Annotated in this window: 15 protein-coding genes; 8 read left to right on the forward strand and 7 right to left on the reverse strand. The window is 66.9% G+C overall.

Translation table 11 applies throughout. The features are described 5' to 3' along the window. Positions 1-60: 60 nt before the first annotated feature. Genes AAHM44_RS21465 through AAHM44_RS21475 form a run of 3 tightly spaced genes read right to left on the reverse strand, consistent with a single transcriptional unit; the run spans position 61 to position 4,132 of the window. Complete coding sequence (locus tag AAHM44_RS21465; RefSeq protein ID WP_342251264.1) at positions 61-822, reverse strand: creatininase family protein; 762 nt, start codon at positions 820-822, stop codon at positions 61-63. Further along, positions 819-2,381 carry a benzoate-CoA ligase family protein gene (locus tag AAHM44_RS21470; RefSeq protein ID WP_342251265.1) on the reverse strand — a complete coding sequence of 521 codons (1,563 nt, stop codon included), beginning with the start codon at positions 2,379-2,381 and terminating at the stop codon, positions 819-821. The genes AAHM44_RS21465 and AAHM44_RS21470 overlap by 4 nt, the downstream gene beginning before the upstream one ends. Before the next feature lie 56 nt (positions 2,382-2,437). Further along, positions 2,438-4,132, reverse strand: a complete 1,695-nt coding sequence (locus tag AAHM44_RS21475) for a DUF885 family protein (protein ID WP_342251266.1) — start codon at positions 4,130-4,132, stop codon at positions 2,438-2,440. 476 nt (positions 4,133-4,608) lie between these two features. On the opposite strand from AAHM44_RS21475, the gene AAHM44_RS21480 reads away from it, so the two are divergent. The 7 genes from AAHM44_RS21480 (at position 4,609) to AAHM44_RS21510 (ending at position 16,052) form a co-directional block, all read left to right on the forward strand. Beyond that, positions 4,609-7,455 (forward strand): TonB-dependent receptor plug domain-containing protein, encoded by a 2,847-nt coding sequence (locus tag AAHM44_RS21480; protein WP_269575655.1) that lies wholly within the window; start codon positions 4,609-4,611, stop codon positions 7,453-7,455. A 93-nt stretch (positions 7,456-7,548) separates the two neighbouring features. Next, the gene (locus tag AAHM44_RS21485) at positions 7,549-9,756 is read left to right on the forward strand and encodes a S9 family peptidase (RefSeq protein WP_342251267.1); all 2,208 of its coding nucleotides are present in this window, start codon (positions 7,549-7,551) and stop codon (positions 9,754-9,756) included. Position 9,757: 1 nt separating this feature from the next. Beyond that, positions 9,758-11,443 carry a DUF885 family protein gene (locus tag AAHM44_RS21490; RefSeq protein WP_342251268.1) on the forward strand — a complete coding sequence of 562 codons (1,686 nt, stop codon included), beginning with the start codon at positions 9,758-9,760 and terminating at the stop codon, positions 11,441-11,443. Between the two features lie 14 nt (positions 11,444-11,457). Further along, entirely contained in the window at positions 11,458-11,937 is a 480-nt protein-coding gene (locus tag AAHM44_RS21495) for a DUF3830 family protein (RefSeq protein WP_269575652.1), read from the forward strand. 13 nt (positions 11,938-11,950) lie between these two features. Continuing rightward, positions 11,951-12,850 (forward strand): bile acid:sodium symporter family protein, encoded by a 900-nt coding sequence (locus AAHM44_RS21500; protein ID WP_269575651.1) that lies wholly within the window; start codon positions 11,951-11,953, stop codon positions 12,848-12,850. 168 nt (positions 12,851-13,018) lie between these two features. Next, positions 13,019-14,320, forward strand: a complete 1,302-nt coding sequence (locus AAHM44_RS21505) for an NAD(P)/FAD-dependent oxidoreductase (RefSeq protein WP_342251269.1) — start codon at positions 13,019-13,021, stop codon at positions 14,318-14,320. A 16-nt stretch (positions 14,321-14,336) separates the two neighbouring features. Next, positions 14,337-16,052, forward strand: coding sequence for a DUF885 domain-containing protein (locus AAHM44_RS21510; protein ID WP_342251270.1), 1,716 nt, complete (start codon positions 14,337-14,339; stop codon positions 16,050-16,052). A gap of 56 nt (positions 16,053-16,108) precedes the next feature. Here the strand turns inward: AAHM44_RS21510 and AAHM44_RS21515 are convergent, their stop codons facing one another. From AAHM44_RS21515 to AAHM44_RS21530, 4 genes are read right to left on the reverse strand one after another with little or no spacing between them, the layout of a single operon-like run. Then, complete coding sequence (locus tag AAHM44_RS21515) at positions 16,109-17,539, reverse strand: indolepyruvate oxidoreductase subunit beta family protein (protein WP_342251271.1); 1,431 nt, start codon at positions 17,537-17,539, stop codon at positions 16,109-16,111. Continuing rightward, positions 17,539-19,662 carry an indolepyruvate ferredoxin oxidoreductase subunit alpha gene (locus AAHM44_RS21520; RefSeq protein ID WP_342251272.1) on the reverse strand — a complete coding sequence of 708 codons (2,124 nt, stop codon included), beginning with the start codon at positions 19,660-19,662 and terminating at the stop codon, positions 17,539-17,541. The genes AAHM44_RS21515 and AAHM44_RS21520 overlap by 1 nt, the downstream gene beginning before the upstream one ends. A gap of 4 nt (positions 19,663-19,666) precedes the next feature. Next, positions 19,667-20,446 (reverse strand): cyclase family protein, encoded by a 780-nt coding sequence (locus AAHM44_RS21525; protein WP_269575646.1) that lies wholly within the window; start codon positions 20,444-20,446, stop codon positions 19,667-19,669. A 31-nt stretch (positions 20,447-20,477) separates the two neighbouring features. Next, positions 20,478-22,307, reverse strand: coding sequence for a tetratricopeptide repeat protein (locus AAHM44_RS21530; protein WP_342251273.1), 1,830 nt, complete (start codon positions 22,305-22,307; stop codon positions 20,478-20,480). Positions 22,308-22,435: 128 nt separating this feature from the next. Between AAHM44_RS21530 and AAHM44_RS21535 the strand changes: the two genes are divergently transcribed. Then, complete coding sequence (locus AAHM44_RS21535) at positions 22,436-23,836, forward strand: amidohydrolase family protein (RefSeq protein ID WP_342251274.1); 1,401 nt, start codon at positions 22,436-22,438, stop codon at positions 23,834-23,836. Positions 23,837-23,917 lie beyond the last annotated feature (81 nt).

A 23,917-nucleotide genomic window follows, 5' to 3' on the forward strand; every position in this document is an offset into this window, starting at 1 on the left:
GTGCCAATAACAAAAACCCCGCAAGTCCAGCGACTTGGCGGGGTTTTGTTTTATCTGCTCTCAGCGGCTCGGATCGGATTTCCCGGCGGCGCCTATCGCGCGAACCAGGGCTTTCGCCATGATCGCGGACGTCCGTTCGCCTTCCTCCGCCGTGGCGTGCGCGGGATCGCCGAAATAGGCCTCGGGGCCACCCGCCTCGGTGAAGGTCCGCGCGCCCGCCGCGAAGGCCGTGACCAGGCTGGACGGGTTGTGGCGAAGGTTCCGGCAGGTCGCCGCATCGACCAGGTCGGGCCGGTCGGCGAGCACGAGGCTGGTTTCGAACTGGCCGGCATGGCAGGCACCGGACACGAATTCCGCCGTCAGCTCGGCCGCGAGCGCCCGCCGGGTGAAATCCGGAAAGGCGAGGGCCAGCCCGAGCGCTTCCACCGCGGGGACCAGGTTCCGCAGCATCGCGACATTGGCTGGATCGAAATGGCTGTTCGCCAGCGCGAGACAGGCAAAGCCCTGCGCCTTCAGGCTGGCGGCGATGTCGAGGATGATCGCGCGCGCGGTCGCCTCGCCGATCGAGATCGTGCCGGCGAACTCCTCGGCATAATGCGCCGGGGCATAGGCAAGCGCGGGCAGCACGAAGCCGTGCATGCCCTGTGCCTCGAGCAGCGCCGCGGCGCGCCGGGCCATGCCTTCGGAAATGATCACGTCGGTGCACAGCGGCAGATGCGGCCCATGCGCCTCGACCGCGCCGAGCGGCAGGATCGCGACGACCGGTCGGCCGCTTGCCAGCGCCGCCTGCACCTGCGTCCAGGACAGATCGCCGAGCATCATCGATAAATCTCCCGCAGCTTCTTGCGATCGATCTTGTCGCGGTCGTTCCGCGGCAGCGGCACGTCGGACAGATAGACCTGGTGCGGCACCTTGTAGCGCGCCAGCCGGCCGCGGGCGAATTCCAGCACCTCCGCGCCCAGTGCGTCCCCGGCGGCCTCGCGCGGGACGATCACCACCACCGGCTTCTCCAGCCCGTTCGCATCGGCCCGGCCGAACACGCAGCATTCGAGCACTGCCGGATGCTCGCTCAGGCATCCCTCGACCTCCAGCGGGCTGACATAGATGCCGCCACTCTTGATCATGTCGTCGCCGCGACCCTCATAATACCAATATCCCTCGGCATCGCGGCGGAACAGGTCGCCGCTGACGATCGCACCGCCGCCCAGGTGCCGCTTCGATTTGGCATAGTCGCCGTGATAATAGAGCGCGGCGGAATCTCCGCGAATGCGCAGCACGCCGATCTCGCCGCCGGCGATCGGCATGCCGGCATCGTCGAGCAGGTCCGCCTCATAGCCGGGCACCAGCTTGCCCAGGCTCCCCGGCCTTATGTCGCCGGGCCGGTTGCTGATATAGATGTGGAAGCTCTCGGCGCTGCCGATCCCGTCGATGATCGGCACGCCGAAGCGCGCGTTCCAGCGTTCGTGCAGCTCGCGCGGCAGCGCCTCGCCCGCGCTCCACATCATCCGGATGCTCGACAGGTCGGGTGCCTGCGCCTCGGCCTCGAGCATCTTGTTGATCAGCGTCGGCACATTGGTGAGCACGGTCGGCCGATGCCGCGCGACCAGCGCGAACAGGTTCTCCGGCGTCGGCTGCTCGCGCGCCAGGATCGCGGTCGCGCCCACCGCGAAGGGGAACATCAGATTGGTACCGGTCGCATAGCCGAAATAGAGCCGCGGGCCGGACAGGGTGATGTCGTTCTCCGCCATGCCGATGAAGCGCCTGGCATAGACTTCGGTGTTGTAGGCGAAGTGGAAATGGCAGTGGACCGCGCCCTTGCTCTGCCCGGTGGTGCCGCTGGTGAACAGCCACACGGCGGGATCGTCCTTGCGCGTCGGCCAGGGCGGTGGGGCAGCGGGCTCAGTCGCGGCGATCCAGCGGTCGAACCCCGGCAGCCCGGGCGCCTCGCCGACCAGGATGACCGATCCCGGATCCTGGCAATGCCGCGCGCCCTCCCGTGCCGCCTCGAACGCCACCAGGCTGGTCTCGTCGATGAAGGCGAACTGCGGCTTCACATAGCCGAGATAGTAGGCATAGTCGCTCGCCGGCAGCATCGGGTTGATCTGGGTGACCACCGCGCCCGCCTTGATCGCGCCGAACCAGGCATAGACGAACTCGGGGCAGTCGCGCATGCACAGCAGCACCCGCTGCTCGGGCAGCAGGCCGCCGGCGAGCAGCCGCTCGGCGACGCGGGTGACGTTGGCCGCCACCTCGTCATAGCTGATCGCCCGATCCTCGAAGAGCAGCGCGGTCTTCCCCCCGCGCCCGGCCTCCACATTCGCGAACACGAAATAGTCCGCCATGTTGAAGGCATCAGGGAAAGCGGGGAGCGGTTCCGTCATGTCCGGATGATTGGAGAGCCGGGCGCTTTCGTCAATCCGGTAACGAGTGATACGATCTACCGCGCCACCGCCGACAGCGGCACATGGCGCCAGAAATTGCGGACCTCGTCGTCATAGCCGGTCAGGTCGTAGCGCAGCAGCGACACCGGCAGCCGCCCGGTGTTCATCAGGTAATCGTGATAGTCGCGGATCGAGAATTTGTCGCCGAGCTGGCGGCGGCGGTCGACCAGCAGCTTCTGCAGCTGCATCGCTCCGATCGTATAGGTCATGCCATAGCCCGGCGGGCGGCGGATATAGATGCCGGCATCGGTGCGCGCGACATTGTCGTCGAGGTACGGCGTCCATTCCTTCCAGAAGGCCATGGTCTGCGGCACGGTCATCTCGTTGCGCTGCATCTTCACGTCGCCGATCGTCCGCGCCGCGCGGAACAGGCCGAAGATGTAGATCAGCTCGCGGGTGCGCGGCCGGTCGTCGAACAGGCCGAGCTGCAGCGCGCTCTCCTCCAGGTAGAAGCCCCAGCCTTCGGTGCGCCCGCTGTCGCTCACCTTGCTGCGGATCGGATCGGTCACCCGCTTGCCGGTCATCCCGTCGAAGCGGTGGCCGGGGAAGGTGGCGTGGAGATGATCGGGGGAGGCGTCGCGGAACTGGATTTGCTCCCAGAACATCGGCCCCGTCGGCCGCACGATCCACGGCGCGTTGAAGCCCACTTCCTGATAGGTGCCCGGGATATAGTCGGGGATCGTCACGATCTCCTCGTCCTTCAGCCACTTCCGGATCTTGGCGTCGGTGCCCGCGAGCTGCGCCTCATATTCCGCGCCCGATCTGGGCAGCGCCAGTTCGGGCAGCTTGCGGTTGCGGTGCCGCTCCGTGGTGTAGTCGGCCCAGAATCGGGTGAGCTCGCGCTCGGCCAGAGTCACCACCTCGTCGGAAGTGTAGGGCATCAGCCGGACATTGGTGAGGAACCAGTCATAGGCCGGCTTGCCGACCCCGGCATGCGCGGTCATCGCCGGGCGCCCGGCCGTCAGCCAGTCGCGGAACCCCCGGATCGCGGTCTCGGCCGCCTTGATGTCGCCGAGCAGCGCGGGCTGCCGCTTCTGCGCCCGCCCGTGCAGGTCCGCGAACCAGCCGATCAGCCCCTCCGGCTCGACCGCGCGATAGGGCATGCCGTGCCCCACGCCGTCGCCGTGCGACAGGCTGTGCAGCGCGAGATCGGCATAGTCGGCGGCAACCGAGTCGAGATTGACCCTGGCCTGCGACAGATAGGCCGGGATCGCCTTCAGCCGCGCCTGGAAGCTCGCCAGCGCCTCCCCCTTGAGCGGCAGCTCGGTATAGGCCAGCCGCTGCAGCTCATCGACATACATGCCGGGATCGCGCGCCCAGGGCTTGAGGATGTTCAGGCTGAAATCCTGCAGGTCCATCTGCGCACGCACCGCGAGATAATCGACCTGCTGATGCCGGTCCCAGCTCGCCACCGCGAAATCGGGAAGCCTGGCCTGGAAGTCGCGCAGCTCGGCGCGGCGCTTCTCCACCGCGGCGGGGCTGTAGTCGATCGCGCCGTTCACCGCCCTGGGCTTGCTCCACGCATCGAAGGCAGTGAACAGCGCGACGAGATCGGCATGGCTGCCCTTGCCCCGGGGCGGGCCGTCGGGCTGCGGCGCTGCCTGCTGCGCGGTCGCCGGGGCGATGCCGAGCCCCGCCGGCAGGGCGCTCCCGGCCAGGAGCAGAGCGATCCCCAATGTCCTTGCGCGCATGTCAGCCTCCCTCGCGATGGTTCGCCGCGCGGCGCCCGTTCGGCCGCGCTCCGTTCATATAAAACGAAAAACACGTGATTTGTAATACGATGCTCGGCGAATGCGCACTGGTCAAGAGGCACCGAATCGGTGTTATCTCCGAGGCATGTGGGGCGCAGTCGACCGGTCCGAAGTGGTGCGAATCGGCAGAAAACTGCGGATTCCTCTCCGGTATCCGCTGCTTTCCGGGCGGTTCGATCGGTGCGGCCGGGCCAGGTCGAGCCGCTTGGATGCCAGGAAAAAACCGTGCGCAATCGCGGGCTTCGCGGCATCTTTGTTACCAGAAAGCGACACTTTTCACATTTTTTCGCTACCCCGAATTGACCCCAATCAATCGATATGCTCAAAATCACGCACTTGTTCACAGAAATGGACGCGACAAACGACGTCCGGACGTAACGAGGCAGGCGGGCATATCCATTCGGGGAGACACGATCATGGGCAGTAAGCGGGTAGCGGTGATGCGGGCGGGATTGCGGGGCGGTTCCGCGCTGCTCGCCACGATGATGATGATGGGTACGGCGTTCGCGCAGACCGCCGAGCCGGAAGGTGAAACGAGCGAGGCGATCGTCGTCACCGGTTCGCGCATTCCGCGTCCGGACGTGGATTCGAACAGCCCGGTCAACGTCATCGGCAGCGAGGAAATCAAGCAGACCGCCACTGCCGAGACCGAGCAGCTGCTCAACGCGCTGCCCCAGGCGGTCGCCGGCTCGGGTGCCCAGTCGAACGCCGGCAACGGCTCGGCCACGGTCAACCTGCGCAACCTCGGCGCCGCGCGCACCCTGGTGCTGCAGAATGGCCGCCGCATCGTCGGCGCCAGCCAGGACGGCGTCGTCGACATCAACATGATCCCGCCCTCGATGATCGAGCGGATCGAAGTCGTCACCGGCGGCGCCTCGGCCGTGTACGGCTCGGACGCGATGGCCGGCGTGGTCAACTTCGTCACCAAGACGAACTTCGAGGGGCTGGAGGTCAGCGGCCAGTACGGCCTCACCGATCGCGGCGATGCCGATCGCTACAACATCGACTTCACCGTCGGCGGCAATTTCGACGATGGCCGCGGCAACATCGTGTTCAACGGCAGCTATTATGACCGCGGCATCGTCAAGGGTTCGGCCCGCGCGCATGCCTCGCTCTACCTGGTCGATGCGGTGCAGGGCGGGAAGGGCGTGCTCGTCCCCGGCGGCAACGGCGTCACGCCGCAGGGCACGATCTTCACCCCGGCGCTGGTCGGCAAGGTCGATCCGTACGGCAACACGATCGGCACCGCCGGCATCTTCTTCGCGCCGGAGGGCTGGCGCGCCTACAAGACCAGCGACGGTTTCAACGATCGCCCCTACACCAACCTCCAGATGCCGATGAAGCGCTGGTCGGGCGCGCTGACCGGTCACTATGACGTGACCGACAACATCACTGCCTTCTGGGAAGGCAATTACGTCCGCAGCGAGATCAACTCGACGCTGGGCGCGGTGCCGATGAGCAGCTCGGGCTTCCTGCCGAACTTCCAGTTCGACCTGCGCAATCCCTATCTGTCGTCCTCGCTGCGCGAGTTCCTGCGCACCAATCTCGATGCCGATGGCGACAATCTCGTCTCGCTCAACATCAATCGCCGCCTGCTCGATTTCGGCTCGCGTACCGATGACCAGACCCGCGAATTCTCGCGCTATGTCGTCGGCCTGCGTGGCGCGCTCACCGACAAGTTGAACTGGGAAGCCTTCTACAATCAGGGCCATGTCCGGATCACCGAAGTCCAAGGCGGCGGCGTCCTGATCGACAATTTCGCCAACGCGTTCCTGACCAACCCCAGCAATCCCTATGATTGCCTCACCACCGACACGCGCTGCGTCACGATCAACCCGTTCGGGCTGATGTCGATGACCAAGCCGATGATCGACTACATCTACACCAACCTCACCAACATCACCGTCCTCGATCAGAAGCAGGCCGGCGCCAGCATCACCGGCACGCTGTTCAAGCTGCCGGCGGGCAATGTCGGCATCTCGGTCGGCGCCGAATATCGCAAGGAAAGCTCCACCTTCACGCCCGACCAGCTCTACATCCAGGGCAAGGCGCTCTCGCGCTCGGCGGGCATCCAGGCGACCGGCGGCAGCTTCGACGTCAAGGAAGTCTATGGCGAGCTCGTCGTGCCGATCCTGGCCGACATGCCGCTGGTCCACATGCTCTCGTTCGAAGGCGGCATCCGCTATTCGGACTATTCGACCGCGGGCGGCGTGACTTCGTGGAAGGCGGGTGGCGAGTATTCGCCGGTCAAGGGCCTCAAGATCCGCGGCCTCTATCAGCGCGCGGTGCGTGCGCCGAACGTGGTCGAGCTCTATTCGGGTGCCACCAACACCGCGCCGCAGGCGACCGACTTCTGCAACGCCACCGGTGCCAACCGCACCGCGGCCGAGCGGACCTTCTGCGTCAGCTCGCTGGGCGTGCCGTCGAGCGTGATCGACGTGTTCCAGCAGGAGAATGTCCAGATCCGCGCGATCACCGGCGGCAATCCGAACCTGCAGGAGGAAACCTCGGACACCTGGTCGCTCGGTGCGGTCTTCCGTCCGGACTTCGTGCCGAACCTCCAGCTCACCGTCGACTATTACAACATCAAGATCGACGGTGCGATCGCGGCGTTCGGCGGTGGCCTCCAGTCGGTCATCACCGCCTGCCGTGCCAACCTGTCGATGAGCAACGTCTTCTGCCAGCCGCTCAACCACCGCTCGTCGGACGGCCAGCTCTATGACGTGCCGCTGCTCAACGCGAACATCGCCTCGATGGAGACGTCGGGCGTCGATTTCCGGCTCGACTACAAGTACGACACCGGCTCGTTCGGCAGCCTCAGCTATTATCTGGCCGGCAGCTACCTCATCAAGAGCGTGGTCCAGAGCAGCCCGATCGTCGCGGCGATCGATTGCGCGGGCTATATCGGCGGCGGCAGCTGCGGCAACGCCAACCCCAAGTGGCGCTTCACCCAGCGTCTGACCTGGGACGTGACCGATGCCTTCCAGGTCTCGCTGCGCCACCGCTTCATCGGCTCGGTGAAGGACGGGCGCATCGCGGCGGCCAAGGCTTCGGGCGCGGCGATGCCGCTGCTCGCGGTGCCGGAGACCGGCCAGATCAGCTATTTCGATCTGAGCGCGTCCTACGACATCGACAAGTCGCTCAGCATCTATGGCACGATCGACAATCTCGGCGATCACAACCCGCCGTTCCAGCTCTACGAGCGGGATACCTATGACGCGATCGGCCGCCGCTTCACGGTTGGTTTCCGCAAGCGGTTCTGAGGCCTAGTCCGGCGGCGGCGGGCGGGCCGTCGTCGCCGGCAACCGGCTCTTCGGGGCCGGACGCGACGACAAGTGAGTGAAGGTGCTGGGAAGATGATGAAGTTCCGCGTTTCCGTCCGTGCGATGTCGGTGGCCCTGGCGATCGCATCGCTGAGTGCGGCGCCTTCCGCATCGGCCCAGCAGTCCCAGTTCGCCGGCACCAGTCTCTCGCTCGACGAGCTGTATCGCTACAAGAGCCTCGTCGGCCTTGAGCCGCTGGGCTATAGCTGGGCAGCGGACAGCAGCGCGGTGCTCTTCCTGTGGAACGATGAAGGCTATTCGTTCCGCGATATCTGGTCCTACTCGCCCAAGACCGGCCAGAAGATCCGCCTGACCTTCCTCGGCAAGGACTCCAAGCCCGAAGCGGAAGCCAAGGGCATCGCCCAGGCGGTATTCCTCGCCAACGGCCGCATCGCCTTCACCCTGGGCGGCCAGCTCCATATCCGCGAGGCCGACGGCAGGGTGGTGAAGGCCGAAGCCGACAAGCGCGGCATCCGCAAGCTCACCGTCTCGCCGGACGGTTCCAAACTCGCCTTCCTCGCCGCGGCACCCGCCGGCACGCCCGTCGCGGGCGGCGGCCAGCTCTGGGTCCGCGACGCCGCGGCAGGCGAGGGCGCCACCGCCACGCGCCTCGCCGGCAGCGACGATCCCAAGCTCTATATCGAGGACTTCAAATGGGCCGATAGCGGCAAGGCGATCGCCTTCCAGCAGGCCGACGACCGCGCCATGCCCGAGCGCGACATCTATTACGACGCCAAGGGCAAGCTCCAGAACAACCGCGTGATCCGCGCCTTCCCGGGCGAGGAGACCAGCAAGACGACGATCGGCCTCGTCAGCCTCGCCGGCGGCCAGCCCCGCCTGTTCGAGCGCCCCGACGCCAAGCATGATGTCTGGGGCTATGGCCTGTCGCATGACGGCAAGCGGCTGTTCGTCAGCAGCGCCGACATGGAGGCCAAGGAACACACCATCTATCTCTACGACGCCGCCACCGGCGCCCGCGAGACCTTCTACCAGCTGCGCGAGCCGAAGCATCTCCGCCCCGACTGGAAGGTCGCCTGGGCGCCGGGCGATGACGGCCTGATCATCCTCACCGATCGCGACGGCTGGCTCCAGCTCTACCACCAGCGCAAGGCCGGCGAGGCCCCGCGCCAGATCACCAGCGGCAAATGGGAAATCGCCTCGTTCGAGGTCGACGACAAGAACAAGCAGCTCTATTTCACCGCCAACAAGTCCGCGCTGCAGGACCGACAGCTCTACCGCGTGGCCGTAGCGGGCGGAAAGATCGAGCAGCTCAGCGGCCCGGCGGGTGGTACCCATGAGCCGGTCTATTCCCCCGATTTCAGCCGCATCGCCGACTGGTACAGCAATGACGACCTGCCGCCCGAGCTGTTCGTCATCGACACCGCGAAGCCCGGCAAGGCAGCGCAGGTCACCAAATCGCCTCAGCCCGATTTCTACGGCCAGACCTGGGCGAAGACGCGCTACGTCCAGTTCCCCAGCCATGTCGACGGGATGAACCTGCTCGGCCGGGTGAGTGTCCCCGCCAATTTCGACCCCGCCAGGAAATACCCGGTCATCGTCGGCTCGGTCTATTCGGACGCGGTCCACAACCAGTGGGGCGGCCGCCGCGCCCACCCGACCTGGGGGCTCGACCAGTATTTCGTCGCGCAGGGCTATATCGTCCTGACCGTCAACATCCGCGGCTCCTGGGGGCAGGGGCGCGACCATAACCAGACGCAGTACGAGAGCTATGGCGAGACCGACATCAACGATCTCGAGAGCGGCGTCCGCTATCTGATCGCCCAGGGCTATGCCGATCCCAAGCGCATCGGCATCTGGGGCTCGAGCTATGGCGGGTTGATGACGATCATGTCGCTGTCGAAGAAGCCCGGCCTCTATGCCGCGGGCATCGCCGGCGCGCCGGCCACCAATGTCTGGCACGCCTTCCCGGCGCAGATGTGGATCATGGGGCCGCCCGACGGTCCCGACATGCCCAAGCGCTACGAAGCGCAGTCGGCGCTCTATCAGGCCAAGGGGATCAGGGACCCGCTGATGATCATCCACGGCACCCGCGATTCCGTCGTGCTCTATTCGGACACGATGGCGCTGGCCGAGCAGATGATCCAGCGCGAGCAGATGTTCGAACTGGTGACGCTGCCCGGCGCCAACCATCCCTGGGACGCCGAGAACATTCCGCAGACCCGCTTCTCGTTCAAGAAGATGGTCGAGTTCTTCGATCGCAACGTGAAGAACCGGAAATAACATGCTGCGTCGGGGCATCGCGGTTCTGATCGGAGGCGCCACCCTGCTGGTTGCCCCAGTGGCTGCCGTGCCGGCGGCTGCCCAGCCGGCCGTCCAGCAACTCGGCGCCGATTTCTGGGCGTGGCGCGGCACCACCCAGCCCGCGAGCAGCGACGACATCCCGCGCATCGTCCGCCCCGCCGGCTGGCTGCCCGACTGGTCGCCCGCTGCTATTGCCGCCCAGCGCAAGCAACTCGCCGCGTTCGAGGCGCGCTGGAAGGCGCTGGAGACCGCCCCCCAAAGCATCAGCGAGAAGGTCGATTACCGGCTGGTCGGCTCGGCGCTGGCCCGGGTCCACTGGGAAATGGACCATATCGCCGCCTGGCGCCGCCAGCCGCATTTCTACACCGCGCAGGCGCTCAACCCGGTGTTCGAGCTGCTGCTGCCCAAGCCGCCGGTCTCGCATGCTCGGCTGGACGAAGTGATCCATCTGCTCGGCAACGCCCCGGCGATCCTCGCCGCCGGCCGCGCCAATCTGGACGACATGCGCGGCCCCTTCGTCGACGTCGCGCTCAGCCAGATCGCCGAAGTGCCGGAGAGCCTGCGCGGCATGGCCGCCGGCCTCGCCCCCTACGCCGATGCCGCGCAGAAGAAGCGGCTCAATGCCGTGGTCGAGAAGGCGATCACCGCCTTTGCGGGCTATGCCGAGTTCCTGAAATCCAAGCGCGCCGGCCTGCCCCAGCAGACCGCGGTGGGCCGCGCTTCCTATCTCTATTTCCTCGGCAATGTCGGCATCTATCCCTATTCGCCCGAGCAGCTCGTCGCGATGGGCCGCCAGGAATGGGCGCGCTCGGTGCTGTTCGAAACGCTCGAGCGCAACCGCAATGCCGGGCTCCCCGAGCTACCGATCGGCGCCTCGATCGGCGCGGTCACCGCGCAGCTCGACGCGGACGAACTCAAGGTCCGCAAGTTCCTCACCGACAAGAACCTCCTCACCGTCCCCGACTGGGTGGGGCATTACAAGGCCCAGCCTTTCCCCGCCTATCTCGCGCCGATCGGCTGGCTGGGGCGCACCTTCGATTTCACCAGTATCGATCGGACCGGGCAGGACGCCACCGTCTATCTCCCCGATCCCTCGCCCAAGCTCGGCTATTTCAACCTCTCGATCGCGCGCGATCCACGGCCGATCATCGTCCATGAAGGCGTGCCCGGCCATTTCTTCCAGCTCAGCCTCAGCTGGCGGAACCCCGATCCCCTGCGCCGCCGCTATTATGACAGTGGCGCCAATGAGGGCACCGGCTTCTATGCCGAGGAGATGATGCTCCAGGCCGGCTTCTGGGCCGATGCGCCCAAGACGCGCGAGATCATCTACAATTTCGCACGGTTGCGTGCCCTTCGGGTCGAAGTGGACGTGAAGCTGGCGCTAGGTGAATTCACCATCGCCCAGGCAGCCGAGTATCTGGAGAAGATGGTCCCGATGGATCCGGCCACCGCGCACGAGGAAGCGACCTTCTTCGCCGCCGCGCCGGGCCAGGCGATTAGCTACCAGATCGGCAAGATGCAGACGACCGAGTTCCTTGCGGAAGCCCGGGTGCGCGAAGGCAAGTCCTTCGATCTCAAGCGCTTCCACGATTATCTCTGGACCAACGGCAATGTGCCGATCGCACTCCAGAAGGAAGAATATCTGTCGATGGCGACGGGCGAATAGGGGGCATGCTTTCGATGGATCTGGTAAAGTTCACGGAGCCGAAATCGGGGCTGTCGGCGCGCTGCCGTCTGCTTCCGCAAGCGGCGCCTTTATCCTGTGAGTTCCTGCGCGATCTCGCCAATCGCCGCGCCTCGTTCGAGGCGATGCACGCGATCTGGACCGGCCCGGAAATCTCGATCCCGATGCCCTCGGCATCGCTGCCGGAAGGGATGGCCCAGCCGCCGATCCCGGCCGAGAACGCCACTTCCTATCCCGGCGCGGGCGACATCGTGCTCGCTTATCTCGCTGCCGGCAGCACCCAGGGCCTGCCGCCCGGGCCGTTCTACGACATCGGCATCTTCTATGGTGCCGGGGGCCGGCTGCTGATGCCGTTCGGCTGGATCCAGGCCAATGTCTGCGCCCGCATCCTCGACGAGGATCTGGAGAAGGCCGTCGCGGATTGCCGCACGATCCGCCGGAACGGCGCCTGCACCATCACTGTCGAACCGGCCTGAGGGGGAGCGGGACATGACCTATGCCGATCTGATGTCCTTCCTCGGGCACTGGGTGCTTCCCGGCTCGCTGATCGCGATCATGGCCTCGATGGGCCTGTCGCTCACCGCCGAGGATTTCCGCCAGGTGTTCCGCAACAAGCGCGCGCTGATTTTCGGCGTCTGCTCGATGCTGATCGTCCCGCCGGCGATCGGGCTCACCCTCGCGCTAACCGTTGCGCCCACGCCGGCGCTGGCGGTCGGCTTCGTGCTGCTCGCCACTACGCCTGGCGGCATGCTCTCAAATTTGTTCACCGACATGGCCAAGGGCGATCTCGCCCTCTCGATGTCGATGACGCTGCTGCTCAGCATGATCTACATCTTCGCCGTGCCCTTCTACGCGCATTTCGCGCTGGCCCATTTCATGGGGCTCGAAGCCGATGTGAAGGTGCCGCTGGCGTCCTTCTTCTGGGATATCTTCTCGATCACCGTGCTGCCCGCCGCCGCCGGCTTCACGCTGCGGGCGCTGCGCCCGGCCTTCGCGATCGCCTTCAAGAAGTATCTCAAGAACATCGCGATGGTCGTGCTGTTCAGCGCCTTCGGCCTGATCCTGTTCGATCAGGTGCCGGTGCTGCGCGAAAATCTCGGCGCGCTGTTCTGGATCACTGTCGCGCTCAACCTGATCATGGTCTGCGTGGTGATGACGATCGTGCGCTTCGCCGGCTTCACCCGGCGCGAGAATATCGCGATCGGGATCGAGCATCTGATGCGCCAGGAAGGCACTGCGATCTTCATCGCGGTCAGCATCGTCGGCAACAACCAGATGTCGCTCCCGATGATCATGAACACGCCGGTCGCGCTCTGCTTCGTGCTGGCCTTCGTCGCCATCGCCCGCCGCACCGAGCGGGCGGGGAGGGCCGAGCCCGCCATCGCCTGACCCGCATCCAACCAACACCGCCCCTTTGAGGGGCAGAGAGACACCGCTCCCTTGCCGGAGCGAACAGAGAGTTCAGGATTACATGCAAACGTCCCGTATCACGGACGTCGCGGGGGAGCTTTTGCCCTTCGCGCCGGCCCCCGGCTTCGCCCCTGGAAAGGCGTGGTGATGGAGCATCAGCCCATTTCCCGTCGCGAAGGCGATGGGCCGTCGCTGGCGCCGGTCTGGGTCGCCACCGCGGCGCCGGGCCCCGATCTCGCGCCGCTGGCAACCGAGGTCGAGGCCGAGGTGCTGGTCATCGGCGGCGGCATCGCCGGCATGACCACCGCGCTCCACCTGGCCGAGGCAGGCGTCGACACGGTGCTGGTCGAAGCCGGCCAGCCCGGCGACCAGGCGACCGGCTGGAGCGGTGGCCTCGTCGCCCCCGATTATATCCGCCACACCCCCGAGACGATCGGCCCGGTGCTCGGCCGGCTGCGCGGCGAGCGGCTTACCCGGATGATCGGTGGCTCGGCCCGCGCGGTGTTCGATCTGATCGCCCGCCACGGCATCGACTGCGACGCCCGGCAGGACGGGTTCTACACGCCCGCCCACACCGAGCACCTCGCCCAGAACCAGCGCAGCTATGCCAATCAATGGCAGTCGCGCGGCTATGACGTGAGCTTTGTCGAGGCGCGCGAGGCCCGGCATCGCTTCGGCGTCGATCGTTATTGCGGCGCGCTGCGCTTCGGCGAGGGCGGCAGCATCAATCCGCTCGGCTATGTCCGCGGCATTGCCCGTGCCGCGCTGAAGCAGGGCGCGCGCCTGTTCGCGCAGAGCCCGGTAGAGGCGCTGGCCTTTGAAGGCGGCCGCTGGATCGCCCGCACGCCCGGCGGCGCGGTCTCGGCCCGGCGCGTCGTGCTGGCGGCCAATGGCGGCAATGCGGCACTGCATCCCGCGCTCAAGCGCACGGTATTGCCGCTCAACGTCATCCAGTTCGCCACCGCGCCGCTGAGCGCCAGCCAGCGCGAGACGATCCTGCCCGATGGCGGCGCCTTTACCGACAAGGTGCCCTATCTCTTCACCGCGCGGCTGGATGCGCAGGGGCACCTGATCTCGGCCTTCCCGATGTCGTTCCTAGTCAACGGCGGCAAGGCGCATCTGCGCGAGGCGGAGCGCCGGCTGAAGCAGCATTTCGCCGCCATGCCCGATCCGCGGGTCGACTATATCTGGCACGGCCTGGCGCAGGTGAACTCGTCCTTCCTGCCCGAGCTCTATGATCTCGGCGGCGGCGCGCTGGCGATCCAGGCCGACAATGGCCGCGGCATCGGCATCAACACCCAGCTCGGCATCGAAGTCGCCACCGCGATCGCCACCAACAGCCGCGAGCAGCTCTCGGTCGTGCCGCGCACGCCGCATCCGATCCGACTCCATGCCGGGGCGACGCTGCTGCCCAAGCTGCTGATGTCGATGGCCCGGATGTCCAACTGAACGAGGGGATTTGCAGATGATCCGGCGCGCGCTCCGACTGTTGCTCCTGCCCGTCGGCGCGATGCTGCTGATCGGCGCGGGTTCTCCCGATCTCGATGCGCTGATCGCGCGGTACGATGCGTTCACCGCCCGCTTCCCGATGGAGGCCGGCCGCTCCGATCCCTCGCACTCGCCCGAGGGCTGGCCGGACGAGACGCCCGGCGCCATGGCCGCGCGCAAGGCGGAGCTGCTGGCGATCGACAAGGCGCTCGCCGCGCTGCCGGGGGATGTGCTCACTTCGGAGGACGGAAGGAACCGGGATTTCCTCCGCCAGATCATCGCCTGGCGCGTGCAGGGCATTGATTTCGACGAGCGCCGCTTCGCGTTCGTCGCGCATGAGGGCTTTTACAACACGCCTTACTATACCGCTCGAGGCGTCGAAGTGCGCAGCGAGGCCGATGGCCGGGCCTGGATCGCCCGGCTGCGCGGGGTGCCCGGCTATTTCGCGCAGCAGCGCGCCAATCTCGAACGCGGCATCGCCACGGGCTGGACCCAGCCGGTGCGGGTGGTCGACGTCGCCGTTTCGGTGCTCCGCAAGCAGATCGAGCGGCCGGTCGCCGAGGATCCGCTGCTTGCGCCTCTGGACGGAAGAGACGCACTGGTCGCCGAAGCGCGCACCGTCCTGGAACGCGAAATCCGCCCCGCGCAGCGCGCAATTCTGGCCTATATCGACGGCCGCTACCGCGCGCATGCCCGCAAGGGCCTGGGCATCGCCAACATCCGCGGCGGAAGGGACTATTACAGCTTCCTTCTGCGCTATTACACGACCACGGACCTCACCGCCGAACAGGTCCATGCCCTTGGCCTCTCGGAGGTAAAGCGCATCCGGGCCGAGATGGACCGGGTGATCGCCGAATCCGGCTTCAAGGGCAGCTTCACGGCGTGGCTGCGCTACCTTCGCAATGATCCGCGTTTCTATGCGACCAGTCGCGAGCAGCTGATCGAGAAGTACGCCGCCGCCGCCAAGCGCATCGACGGCGTGCTTCCCCGCTGGTTCGGCACCCTGCCGCGCCAGCCCTTCACCGTGGAGCCGGTCCCCCTCGACCTGGAAGAGGGCTACACCACCGCCCGCTCGGGCGGCGGTGACTTCTCCAGGGGCTTCCCCGGCCGCTTCATCGTCAACACCTCGCACCTCGACCAGCGCCCCCTCTACGAGGTGCCCGCGCTCACCCTGCACGAGGCGGCGCCGGGCCATCACACCCATGCCGCGATCGCCCAGGAACATCCCGAATGGCCGAGCTTCCGCCGGCAGCGCGACCTGCTCGCCTTTCGCGAGGGCTGGGCGCTCTATGCCGAGCGGCTGGGGCACGAGATGGCGGTGTACCGCGATCCCTATGAGAAGTTCGGCAGCCTTTCCAACGAGATGTGGCGCGCCTGCCGGATGGTCGTGGACACCGGAATCCATGTCATGGGCTGGAGCTGGGAACAGGCCCGGGCCTGTTTCACCGAGAATACCGCGCTGGCCGACATCAATATCGACACCGAGCTCGCCCGCTATATCGGCGCGCCCGGCGGGGCGGTGGCCTACAAGGTCGGCGAGCTCAGGATCCTCGAGTTGCGCCACCGCGCTGAAAAGGCCCTGGGCGATCGCTTCGACATCCGCGCCTTCCACGACCTGATCCTGGCCCAGGGCCAGCTGCCGATGACGCTGCTGGAGGCGGTGGTAAACGACTGGATTGCATCGAGAAAATAATGCTTATTACCGTCATCCCCCCCTTCGCGGGGATGACGAGGTAGGTGGACAAGCGCCTACGAAGCCAGAGCCTCGCCCAGCGCCACCCCATCCTCATCCGCCAGCGCCGCCTCGCGCAGCCGCCGGATACCGCCCGCATCGAGCCCACCAGCCCGATACCGATCGACGATCCGCTGATAATTGCCGAGCCCCCGCTCGAACGTCTCGCCATAGCCCTTGATCAGCCGCTGGCATCGCACCAGCTCGACCGCGGCATTGGTGTCGCTGGTGCGTACCAAAGTCAGCCATTCCTCGATCCGCGCCTGCTCGATCTGGTAGCGCAGCGTCCCCCGCCGCCAGCGCCGCCACCCGGCCAGCATGGACAGTATGAGGAACCAGCGCAGGCTGGTCGTCTCGACATGTCTTCCCTTGGCAAACAAGGGCTTGAGCCGTCGCGACCAGCCCTCGCTCGCCAGGATGCGTCGGCCGAGCCCGGCGGGCAGCGTCTCGCAGACCTCCTCCAGCCGCGGGTGCATATATTCGGTCAGCCGGACGATCTGGTCGTCCTTGGCCTTCACCTCGCCGCGCACCCGGGCGAAGCGGCTGGCGCGCACCTTCAGGTCGGCCACGCGGATCGTATCCTCATACGACATCCACAGCGCCAGATGCCGCGCCGCCTCGGTCAGCAGTTCCGGGTTGCCGCCCAGGCTATCGAGCCGGTCGAGATAGAGGCCCGCATAGGCAGCGTCCTGATAGTCCATCAGGCGCCGCACGCCTTCCAGCGCGAAGAACTGTGCCGCATGGGGCAGGTCCGCCTCGATCCGCGCGGCCAGGGCACGCCCGGCCTCGGTGGTGGGCACAACGGCCTGGAATTCCTCCGCCTTCGCCTCCGCGCCACTTCGAGCGGCATCGAATCCGGCCGCAAAGCCCCGCAAATTCGCCTCCACCGCCTTGCCTCCGGCGCGGATCGCGTCTTCGAAGGCGGAGCGCGGGAAGGGCAGGGCACCGCTGCCCGCCAGCGCCCCGAACAGCACCGAGCTGATCACGCTGCCGGTGCGCTCGGCAACGTCCTCCATGTCGAAGCCGATGAAGCGCTTCGACCGTTCTCCGGCGGCAGCCAGGATCCGCTCCGTGCTCGCCCGGCCATCGCCCATCGCCGACTTCTCGGAGATCGCATAGACGCGGTGGGTGGAGCCGATCAGCTCTGTCCGCCTGGTCACGAACCCGCGCAGGATTGCCCGCCCGGCCTCCATCAGTTCGGAAGCGACGACTACATCGACATCTCCCGGCACCGGCGTCAGCGCCAGCACCGGCGCGGTAGTGCCCGCCGGAATCATCTCGATATAATAGATGGTTGCGCCCGTCCGCTGGGCCACGCCGGGCACCGAAGTCCCCTGTGCGACAAAGCCGTTCCGCTCGCCCAGCTGGACGATCCAGTCGGCCAGCACGCCGCCGCCCTGGCCGCCAAGGCCCAGCACCGCGATGGTGATGCGCTTGCGATCGGGCATCAGAAGGCCCTCGCCGCGATGGCGCGGGCGCCGCGCCTTTGCAGGGCAGTGATCATCCAGCCGCGCAGGCGCTGGCGGAGGCGGTCGCGGCGGTCGGGATTGGCAATGACATGGGCCTTGTAGAAGGAAGGGCAGAGCACCGCGGCATGGCTCACCTCGCCGCACACACCGCAGCCGACACAGCTGTTCTCGACATGGGCGACGGGATCCTGGCGCAGCGGATCGGGATTGGGCTTGATCGTCAGCGAAGGGCAACCGGAGAGCCGGATGCAGCTATGGTCACCGGTGCAAGTATCGGGATCGACCCCGAAGCGCTCGCGCACCACGCGCTGGCCCGCCTTCATCGCCTTGGCCAGCTGCGGCTTCACCCTGCGCTGGCGGTTGAGCTGGCATTCGGACTGGGCGACGAGGACCTTGGGTCCCTTCTCCTTGCTCGCCAGCGCCTCGCGGATCGCATCGCGCATGCCGGCGACGTCATAGGTCCGCGTCATCGTCCGCGCCCAGCCGATGCCGACCCCGCGCACCGCCTTCTCGATCGGGTTGTTGGTCTTGCGGCCCGGCGGCTTGGCGCGCGAGGAGAGGATGTCCTGGCCTCCGGTCGCGGCCGAATAGCCATTGTCGACGATGATCGTCAGATTGTCGTCCTGGTTGAAGACGGCATTGCCGATCCCCGAGGTCAGCCCGTTATGCCAGAAGCCGCCATCGCCCATGATCGCGATCGCCCGCTTGTCGCGTGGCTTGAAGGCGGATGCGCCCGCGGTGCCCAGGCCATAGCCCATCGTCGTGTTGCCGATATGGAAGGGCGGCAGGATCGAGAAGAGATGGCAGCCGATATCGGCGGAGACGTGGAAGGCGCCCATCTCCTTCTGCACCAGCTTCATCGCCGAGAAGATCGGCCGCTCCGGGCAGCCGGTGCAGAAGCCCGCGGGCCGCTGCGGCACCGCGCTGGGCGGCAGGGCAGGGGCAGGCTTCTCCACCTCGGCCGGTGCACGCTCCGGCGCGTGCTCGCGCAGGAACTTGGCCACTCCGTCGCGGATCACTGCCCCGCCATATTCGCCGGCGCGCGGCAGCACGTCCTTGCCGATGATCCTTGTATCGAGCCGGGCGCGGCGGACCAGCGTGTTCAGTTCATGCTCGATGAATTCGGGCTGGCCTTCCTCAACCACCAGCACCGCATGTTTCCCTGCACAAAAGTCGCGGACCTCGTCGGGAATCAGCGGATAGGTGACGTTGAGTACATAGACCGGGATCACGGCATTGCCGTACGCGTCCGACAGGCCGAGCAGCTCGAGCGCGCGGTTGAGCGAGTTGAACAGCCCGCCCTGCACGATGATGCCGATCTCGTCGCTCTCGGGGCCGAAATGCTCGTTGAGCTTGCGCTCCTGCACGAAGCGGATCGCGGCGGGCCAGCGCTGTTCGATCTTCTCGACTTCGTGGAGGAAATTGGCCGGCGGCAGCACGATCCGGTCGGCATCGCGCACCGGCGCCTCGGCGGCTTCCGAGACGGTCAATGGCGGTCGCTTGTTGTCCTTCGCAACGAAGCTGCCCGTCACATGGCAGGCCCGCACCCGCAGCTCGAGCATCACCGGCGTGTTCGAGGCCTCGGACAGCTCGAAGCCCTTCTCGACCATGTCGACGATCACGGGCAGGCTCGGCCGTGGGTCGAGCAGCCACATCTGCGACTTCATCGCGAATGCATGGGTGCGCTCCTGCATGATCGAGGAGCCTTCGCCATAATCCTCGCCCAGGATCACCAGCGCCCCACCGGTCACCCCACCCGAAGCGACGTTGGACAGCGCGTCCGAGGCGACATTGGTGCCGACCACCGATTTCCACGCCACCGCGCCACGCAGCGGATAGTTGACCGAAGCGGCCAGCATCGCCGCCGCCGTCGCCTCGCTCGCCGAGCTCTCGAAATGGACGCCGAGCTCGCCCATCAGCTCGTTGGCATCGGCGAACACGTCCATCAAATGGCTGATCGGCGATCCCTGATAGCCGCCGACATAGGCCACCCCAGCCTGGAGCAGCGCCTTGGTGACGGCGAGGATGCCTTCGCCATGGAAGGTCTCGCCGTCTCCCAGCCGCAGTTGCTCCACTTCCGCCTTGAACGAACGCTCGGCCATCCGTTCAGCCCGCGACCAGCGCGAGGACGCGAAGTGGACTGCCCGAGCCGCCCTTGATCTTGAGCGGGGTGGCGAGGATCACAGTCCCGGTCGGCGGCAGCAGGTCGAGATTCTCGAGGCACTGCAGCCCATAGCGGCCCGCCGCATGGAACAGCGTGTGCGCCGGATAGGCGGGGCTGAGCAGATGCGCCTGGCCGGCATCGGTGCCGATCGTCTCGACGCCAAGCCCATGCGCATCGCGCGCGTCGATCAGGAACTGCACCGCCTCTGCGGACGGCCCCGGCGTATGGGCGCCATCCTCGCGGCGATTGGTGTAGGCGTCGACGTCGCGCTTCGACCAGTCGGTGCGCAGCATGATCCAGCTGCGCGGCGGGATGCGGCCATGCTCGGCCTCCCATGCCTCGATATCCGCGACGGTGAGGAGATAGTCCGGGTTCTCCGCCGACTTGGCCGAGATGTCGATCACGACGGCGGTGGCGATGAAGTCGGCCGGCGGCACGGTATCGACGGCGTTGTTGGGCAGGTCCTTGCCGGTGATCCAGTGGATCGGCGCGTCAAAATGCGTGCCGGTATGTTCGCTCACGGTGAAGTTGTTCCAGTACCAGGCGACGCCGCGTTCATCGTAGCGGGATATCTCTTCCTGGCTGAACCCGGCGCACTGGCCGAACTCGGGCGGCAGGACGAGCGTAGGCGTGTCGGGCGACAGCGTCTGGGTCAGGTCGATCGTGCGGATCTCCCCCGATGCGATGCCCGCGGCGAAGATCTCGAGCGTCTGGCTGGTCATGGTCTGTCCTCCCTGTGGTGGGCGTGCGCGGTCATGCGGGCACGATGTCGAAGGCGATGGTGGTGCGGTGGCCGGTGTCCTCGAACGGCACCGTCCCATGGTAGAAATAGGAGGGGAACAGCACGAGCAGCCCCGGCTCGGGCCGGATCATCCGGGTGATCCGCTCGCGTTCCCCCAGGCGCAGCCCGGTTTCGCCGAACTTCAGCCAGCCCTGGTGGCCGCGGGCCACCGCGTCGGGCAGGGCGACATAATAGCAGGCGCTGATCCAGCCCTCGGGATGGATATGGTTCTCATGGAACCCGGCGCTGCGCAGCCGCACCGACCAGGAGCCCGAAAAGGCGAAGCGCCCGGTGTTGCGGCTGAGGAACGGGTGACTGGCATCCATGGGTAGCCCGGCGATCCATTCTTGCACCCGCGCCTCGATCATCCCGCGCACGGCGGCGATCATCGGGTCGGGCAGGGCGAACAGGTCGTCGCTGGTCTGGGTGCCGCCGCGCAGCGTCTGGTCGAGCGGGTGCTGCTGGTCTCGGTGAAGGGCGGAGAGCGCGGTATCGAGCCGGACGTTGAAGTCCGCATCGGGTGGCGTCAGCAGGCTGGCCGAGACCAGCTGCTCGGCATCATTCAGCCATGCCTCACGCGGATCGCCGGTGAAGCGCCAGCCCAGCCCCTGCAGCGCCAGCCCCTGCTGGTCGAAAGGATCGGCGGCGAGCAGCGGCTCGAGGCGCTCCAGCGCCTCGGTCGGGCGATCGAGAATGATGCAGGCCCGCGCCGCTTCGCGTATCGCCGGGGCGAAATCGCCGGCCGCGTCGAACCGCGCCAGCGCGGCGTCGGCTTCTCCGAGCGACCAGCGTGCCCGGCCCAGCTGATGCTGCAGTTCCGGTCCGGCCCGGTCGGCATGGGGGGCGAGCAATGCCGCGGCACCGGCCGCATCCCCGGCCAGCAACAGGCGATCGGCAAGGTCGCAGAGCAGTCCCTCGTCGTCCGGATGCATCGCTAATGCTAGTCGATAGCTGTTTAGCCAGGCATCGCCGCGCCCCTGCCGCCAGAGCAATCCGTTGAGCGATTCATGCGCCGCGCGGTCTGTGGGACGCAGCGTGATCGCGCGCTCATAGGCGACGATCGCCGCATCGATCCGCCCGAGATCCTGCAGGCAATGGCCGAGATTATAGGCGATCTCCGGGCTTGTCGGATCGTGCTCCGCCGCGCGCGCGAGCAGGATCAGTGCCTCGTCCCGCCAGCCGGCAATCCGCAGTGCGACGCCCAGATTGTGCAGCGTCGGCACATGGTCCGGCCGCAACGCGAGCGAGGTGCGGAAGGCGGTGATCGCATGGTCGAGCTCGCCCGCCGCGCGTCGTGCCTGGCCCAGCGTCGCCCAGGCGCGGGCGTTGCGCGGATCGCGGCGGAGCAGGGGGGCGAGCGTGTCGCAGGCACCTGCCGCGTCGTCCGATCCGAGCAGCGCGATCGCGAGGTTCACCCGCGCTTCGTCATAGCCCGGCGCCAGCCGCAGCGCCTCGCGATAGGCGAGGGCTGCGCCCGCCGGATCGGCCAGGTCGAGCAGGCAGTTGCCGAGATTGTTGTGCACGTGCGGCTGGGCGGGATTGGCGGCGAGCGAACGGCGGAACAGCGTAGCGGCATCCGCATTCCGCCCGGCCTGTCGTGCGATCATGCCGAGCAATTGGAGCGCGTCGGGGTTCTCGGGCACGAGGTCGAGCACGCGCAGCAATATCGCCTCGGCTGGCCCGGGCTGCCCGCCGCGTGCCAGTCCCATCGCATGCTGCAGCGCTTCGCCCAGCGTGCCTGCCCCAAGGCCGTGCTGCCCTGTCGGCGATGCCGGGCCTCCCTCCAGCCTTGTCTGCTTCATCCGCGCGATTCCCAGCCACGGCCCCTCCCAAGCGGGGCCGCTGAGAAGCAAGCTTGCAAATGACCCTTGCCTCGTCAAGAGAATCACGCTTTAAATCATGTGTAATTGGGAATAATAGGGGTCGCGCCATGGTTGAGACGGGGACGCTGCGGGTCACGCGCAAGCATTTGCTGCAGGGAGCGGCGCTCTCCGCCGCTTTCCTGATCGGGGCGATCGCCCCGCATGTCGCGCATGCCCAGCAGCGCCCGATCCCCGAGACCAGCGACGATGTCCGCCGCGTGCCGATCCCGCCGATCGACCGCAGCAAGGAGCCGGTGGTCGTGCTCACCGGCGGCACGCTGCTCGATGGGCGGGGCGGGGCGCCGATCGCCAATGCCGTGGTGGTGCTGCAGGGCGACCGGATCGTCGCCGCCGGCTCCGCCGGCACTCCGGTGCCCGCCAATGCGGCGCGCACGATCGATGCCACGGGCCTGTGGATCCTGCCCGGCCTGATCGACCTGCACATCCACTTCACCCAGCAGCGCGGCACCGATATGGGCCGCTATTCGGACAGCACGGCGGCCGCCGCGATCCGCGGCACGATCCTGGCGGACCAGATGGTCACTGCCGGCATCACCGCCGCGCGCGATGTCGGCACGATGGATGACGTCGCGCTGCGCATCAAGGAGGCGGTCGATCGCGGCATGATCCGCGGCCCCCGCGTGATGTGGAGCGGCAAGCTGATCGCCAGCACCGGCGGGCATGGCGACGAAGTCACCTCCACCGCCACCGGCCGCGAAAAGCCCAATCTCGGTGGTGACCCGCACGGTGTCGACGGTCCCTGGGAATGGCGCAAGGCCGTGCGCGAGCAGGTTCGCCGCCTGTCGGACTGGATCAAGATCAGCGCTCCCGCCGACAAGGAAGAACTCGCCGCCGCGATCGAGGAGGCTCATTCGCTGGGCGTCCCTGTCGCGATCGACAGCTATGGCCAGTACACCGATTGGGCGATCGAGGCGGGCGTCGACACGCTCGAACATCCGCTGCTGCTCAGCGACAAGGCCGTGCCGCTGATGAAGAAGCACGGCACTGCCTTCGTTCCCACGATCGGCGCCTTCGACAATCTGCTGGACGGCGGATATCCGACCGCCGGCATTCCCAGCGGCGGCTTCTACTACACCCATTCGCGCCGCTTCGTGATTAACCAGCAGGATCACCTCAAGCGAGTGAACGAGGCATATCGCGCCGGCGTGCCGATCGGCGTGGGCACCGACATCCCGTTCGAGAATGAGTGGCGCTATCCGGACGCCTATTTCCGCGAGCTCGATTATCTCCACCAGGCGGGCATGACCAATGCCGATGTCCTGGCTTCGGCCACCAGCGTCGGCGCGAAGATCCTGCGCATGGGCGACAAGCTCGGCACGATCGAGCCCGGCAAGATCGCCGATATCCTGATCGTCGGCGCCAACCCGCTTGATTCGCTGAAGAATCTCCGCGACGTCCGCTATGTCATCGCGGACGGCAAGCTGGTGGTGGAGGGCAGGTCGCGATAATCAGTTCCCCCTCTTTCGTGGAACCCCCCCAGAGGCGGGGATATGGAGGATTGGAAACACAGCACCCGCTCGGGGAGGGGG

Origin of the sequence: Sphingomonas sp. OTU376 (assembly GCF_038440415.1) — a bacterium.
GTDB classification, from domain to species: Bacteria; Pseudomonadota; Alphaproteobacteria; order Sphingomonadales; family Sphingomonadaceae; genus Sphingomonas; species Sphingomonas kyeonggiensis_A.

Bases quoted from the DNA above. Each gene is read 5' to 3' on its own strand.
- AAHM44_RS21525 (WP_269575646.1), bottom strand. From the start codon at position 20,446: ATGACCAGCCAGACGCTCGAGATCTTCGCCGCGGGCATCGCATCGGGG.
- AAHM44_RS21505 (WP_342251269.1), top strand. From the start codon at position 13,019: ATGGAGCATCAGCCCATTTCCCGTCGCGAAGGCGATGGGCCGTCGCTG.
- AAHM44_RS21510 (WP_342251270.1), top strand. From the start codon at position 14,337: ATGATCCGGCGCGCGCTCCGACTGTTGCTCCTGCCCGTCGGCGCGATG.
- AAHM44_RS21485 (WP_342251267.1), top strand. From the start codon at position 7,549: ATGATGAAGTTCCGCGTTTCCGTCCGTGCGATGTCGGTGGCCCTGGCG.
- AAHM44_RS21520 (WP_342251272.1), bottom strand. From the start codon at position 19,662: ATGGCCGAGCGTTCGTTCAAGGCGGAAGTGGAGCAACTGCGGCTGGGA.
- AAHM44_RS21490 (WP_342251268.1), top strand. From the start codon at position 9,758: ATGCTGCGTCGGGGCATCGCGGTTCTGATCGGAGGCGCCACCCTGCTG.
- AAHM44_RS21475 (WP_342251266.1), bottom strand. From the start codon at position 4,132: ATGCGCGCAAGGACATTGGGGATCGCTCTGCTCCTGGCCGGGAGCGCC.
- AAHM44_RS21495 (WP_269575652.1), top strand. From the start codon at position 11,458: ATGGATCTGGTAAAGTTCACGGAGCCGAAATCGGGGCTGTCGGCGCGC.
- AAHM44_RS21465 (WP_342251264.1), bottom strand. From the start codon at position 822: ATGATGCTCGGCGATCTGTCCTGGACGCAGGTGCAGGCGGCGCTGGCA.
- AAHM44_RS21500 (WP_269575651.1), top strand. From the start codon at position 11,951: ATGACCTATGCCGATCTGATGTCCTTCCTCGGGCACTGGGTGCTTCCC.
- AAHM44_RS21470 (WP_342251265.1), bottom strand. From the start codon at position 2,381: ATGACGGAACCGCTCCCCGCTTTCCCTGATGCCTTCAACATGGCGGAC.
- AAHM44_RS21480 (WP_269575655.1), top strand. From the start codon at position 4,609: ATGGGCAGTAAGCGGGTAGCGGTGATGCGGGCGGGATTGCGGGGCGGT.
- AAHM44_RS21530 (WP_342251273.1), bottom strand. From the start codon at position 22,307: ATGAAGCAGACAAGGCTGGAGGGAGGCCCGGCATCGCCGACAGGGCAG.
- AAHM44_RS21515 (WP_342251271.1), bottom strand. From the start codon at position 17,539: ATGCCCGATCGCAAGCGCATCACCATCGCGGTGCTGGGCCTTGGCGGC.
- AAHM44_RS21535 (WP_342251274.1), top strand. From the start codon at position 22,436: ATGGTTGAGACGGGGACGCTGCGGGTCACGCGCAAGCATTTGCTGCAG.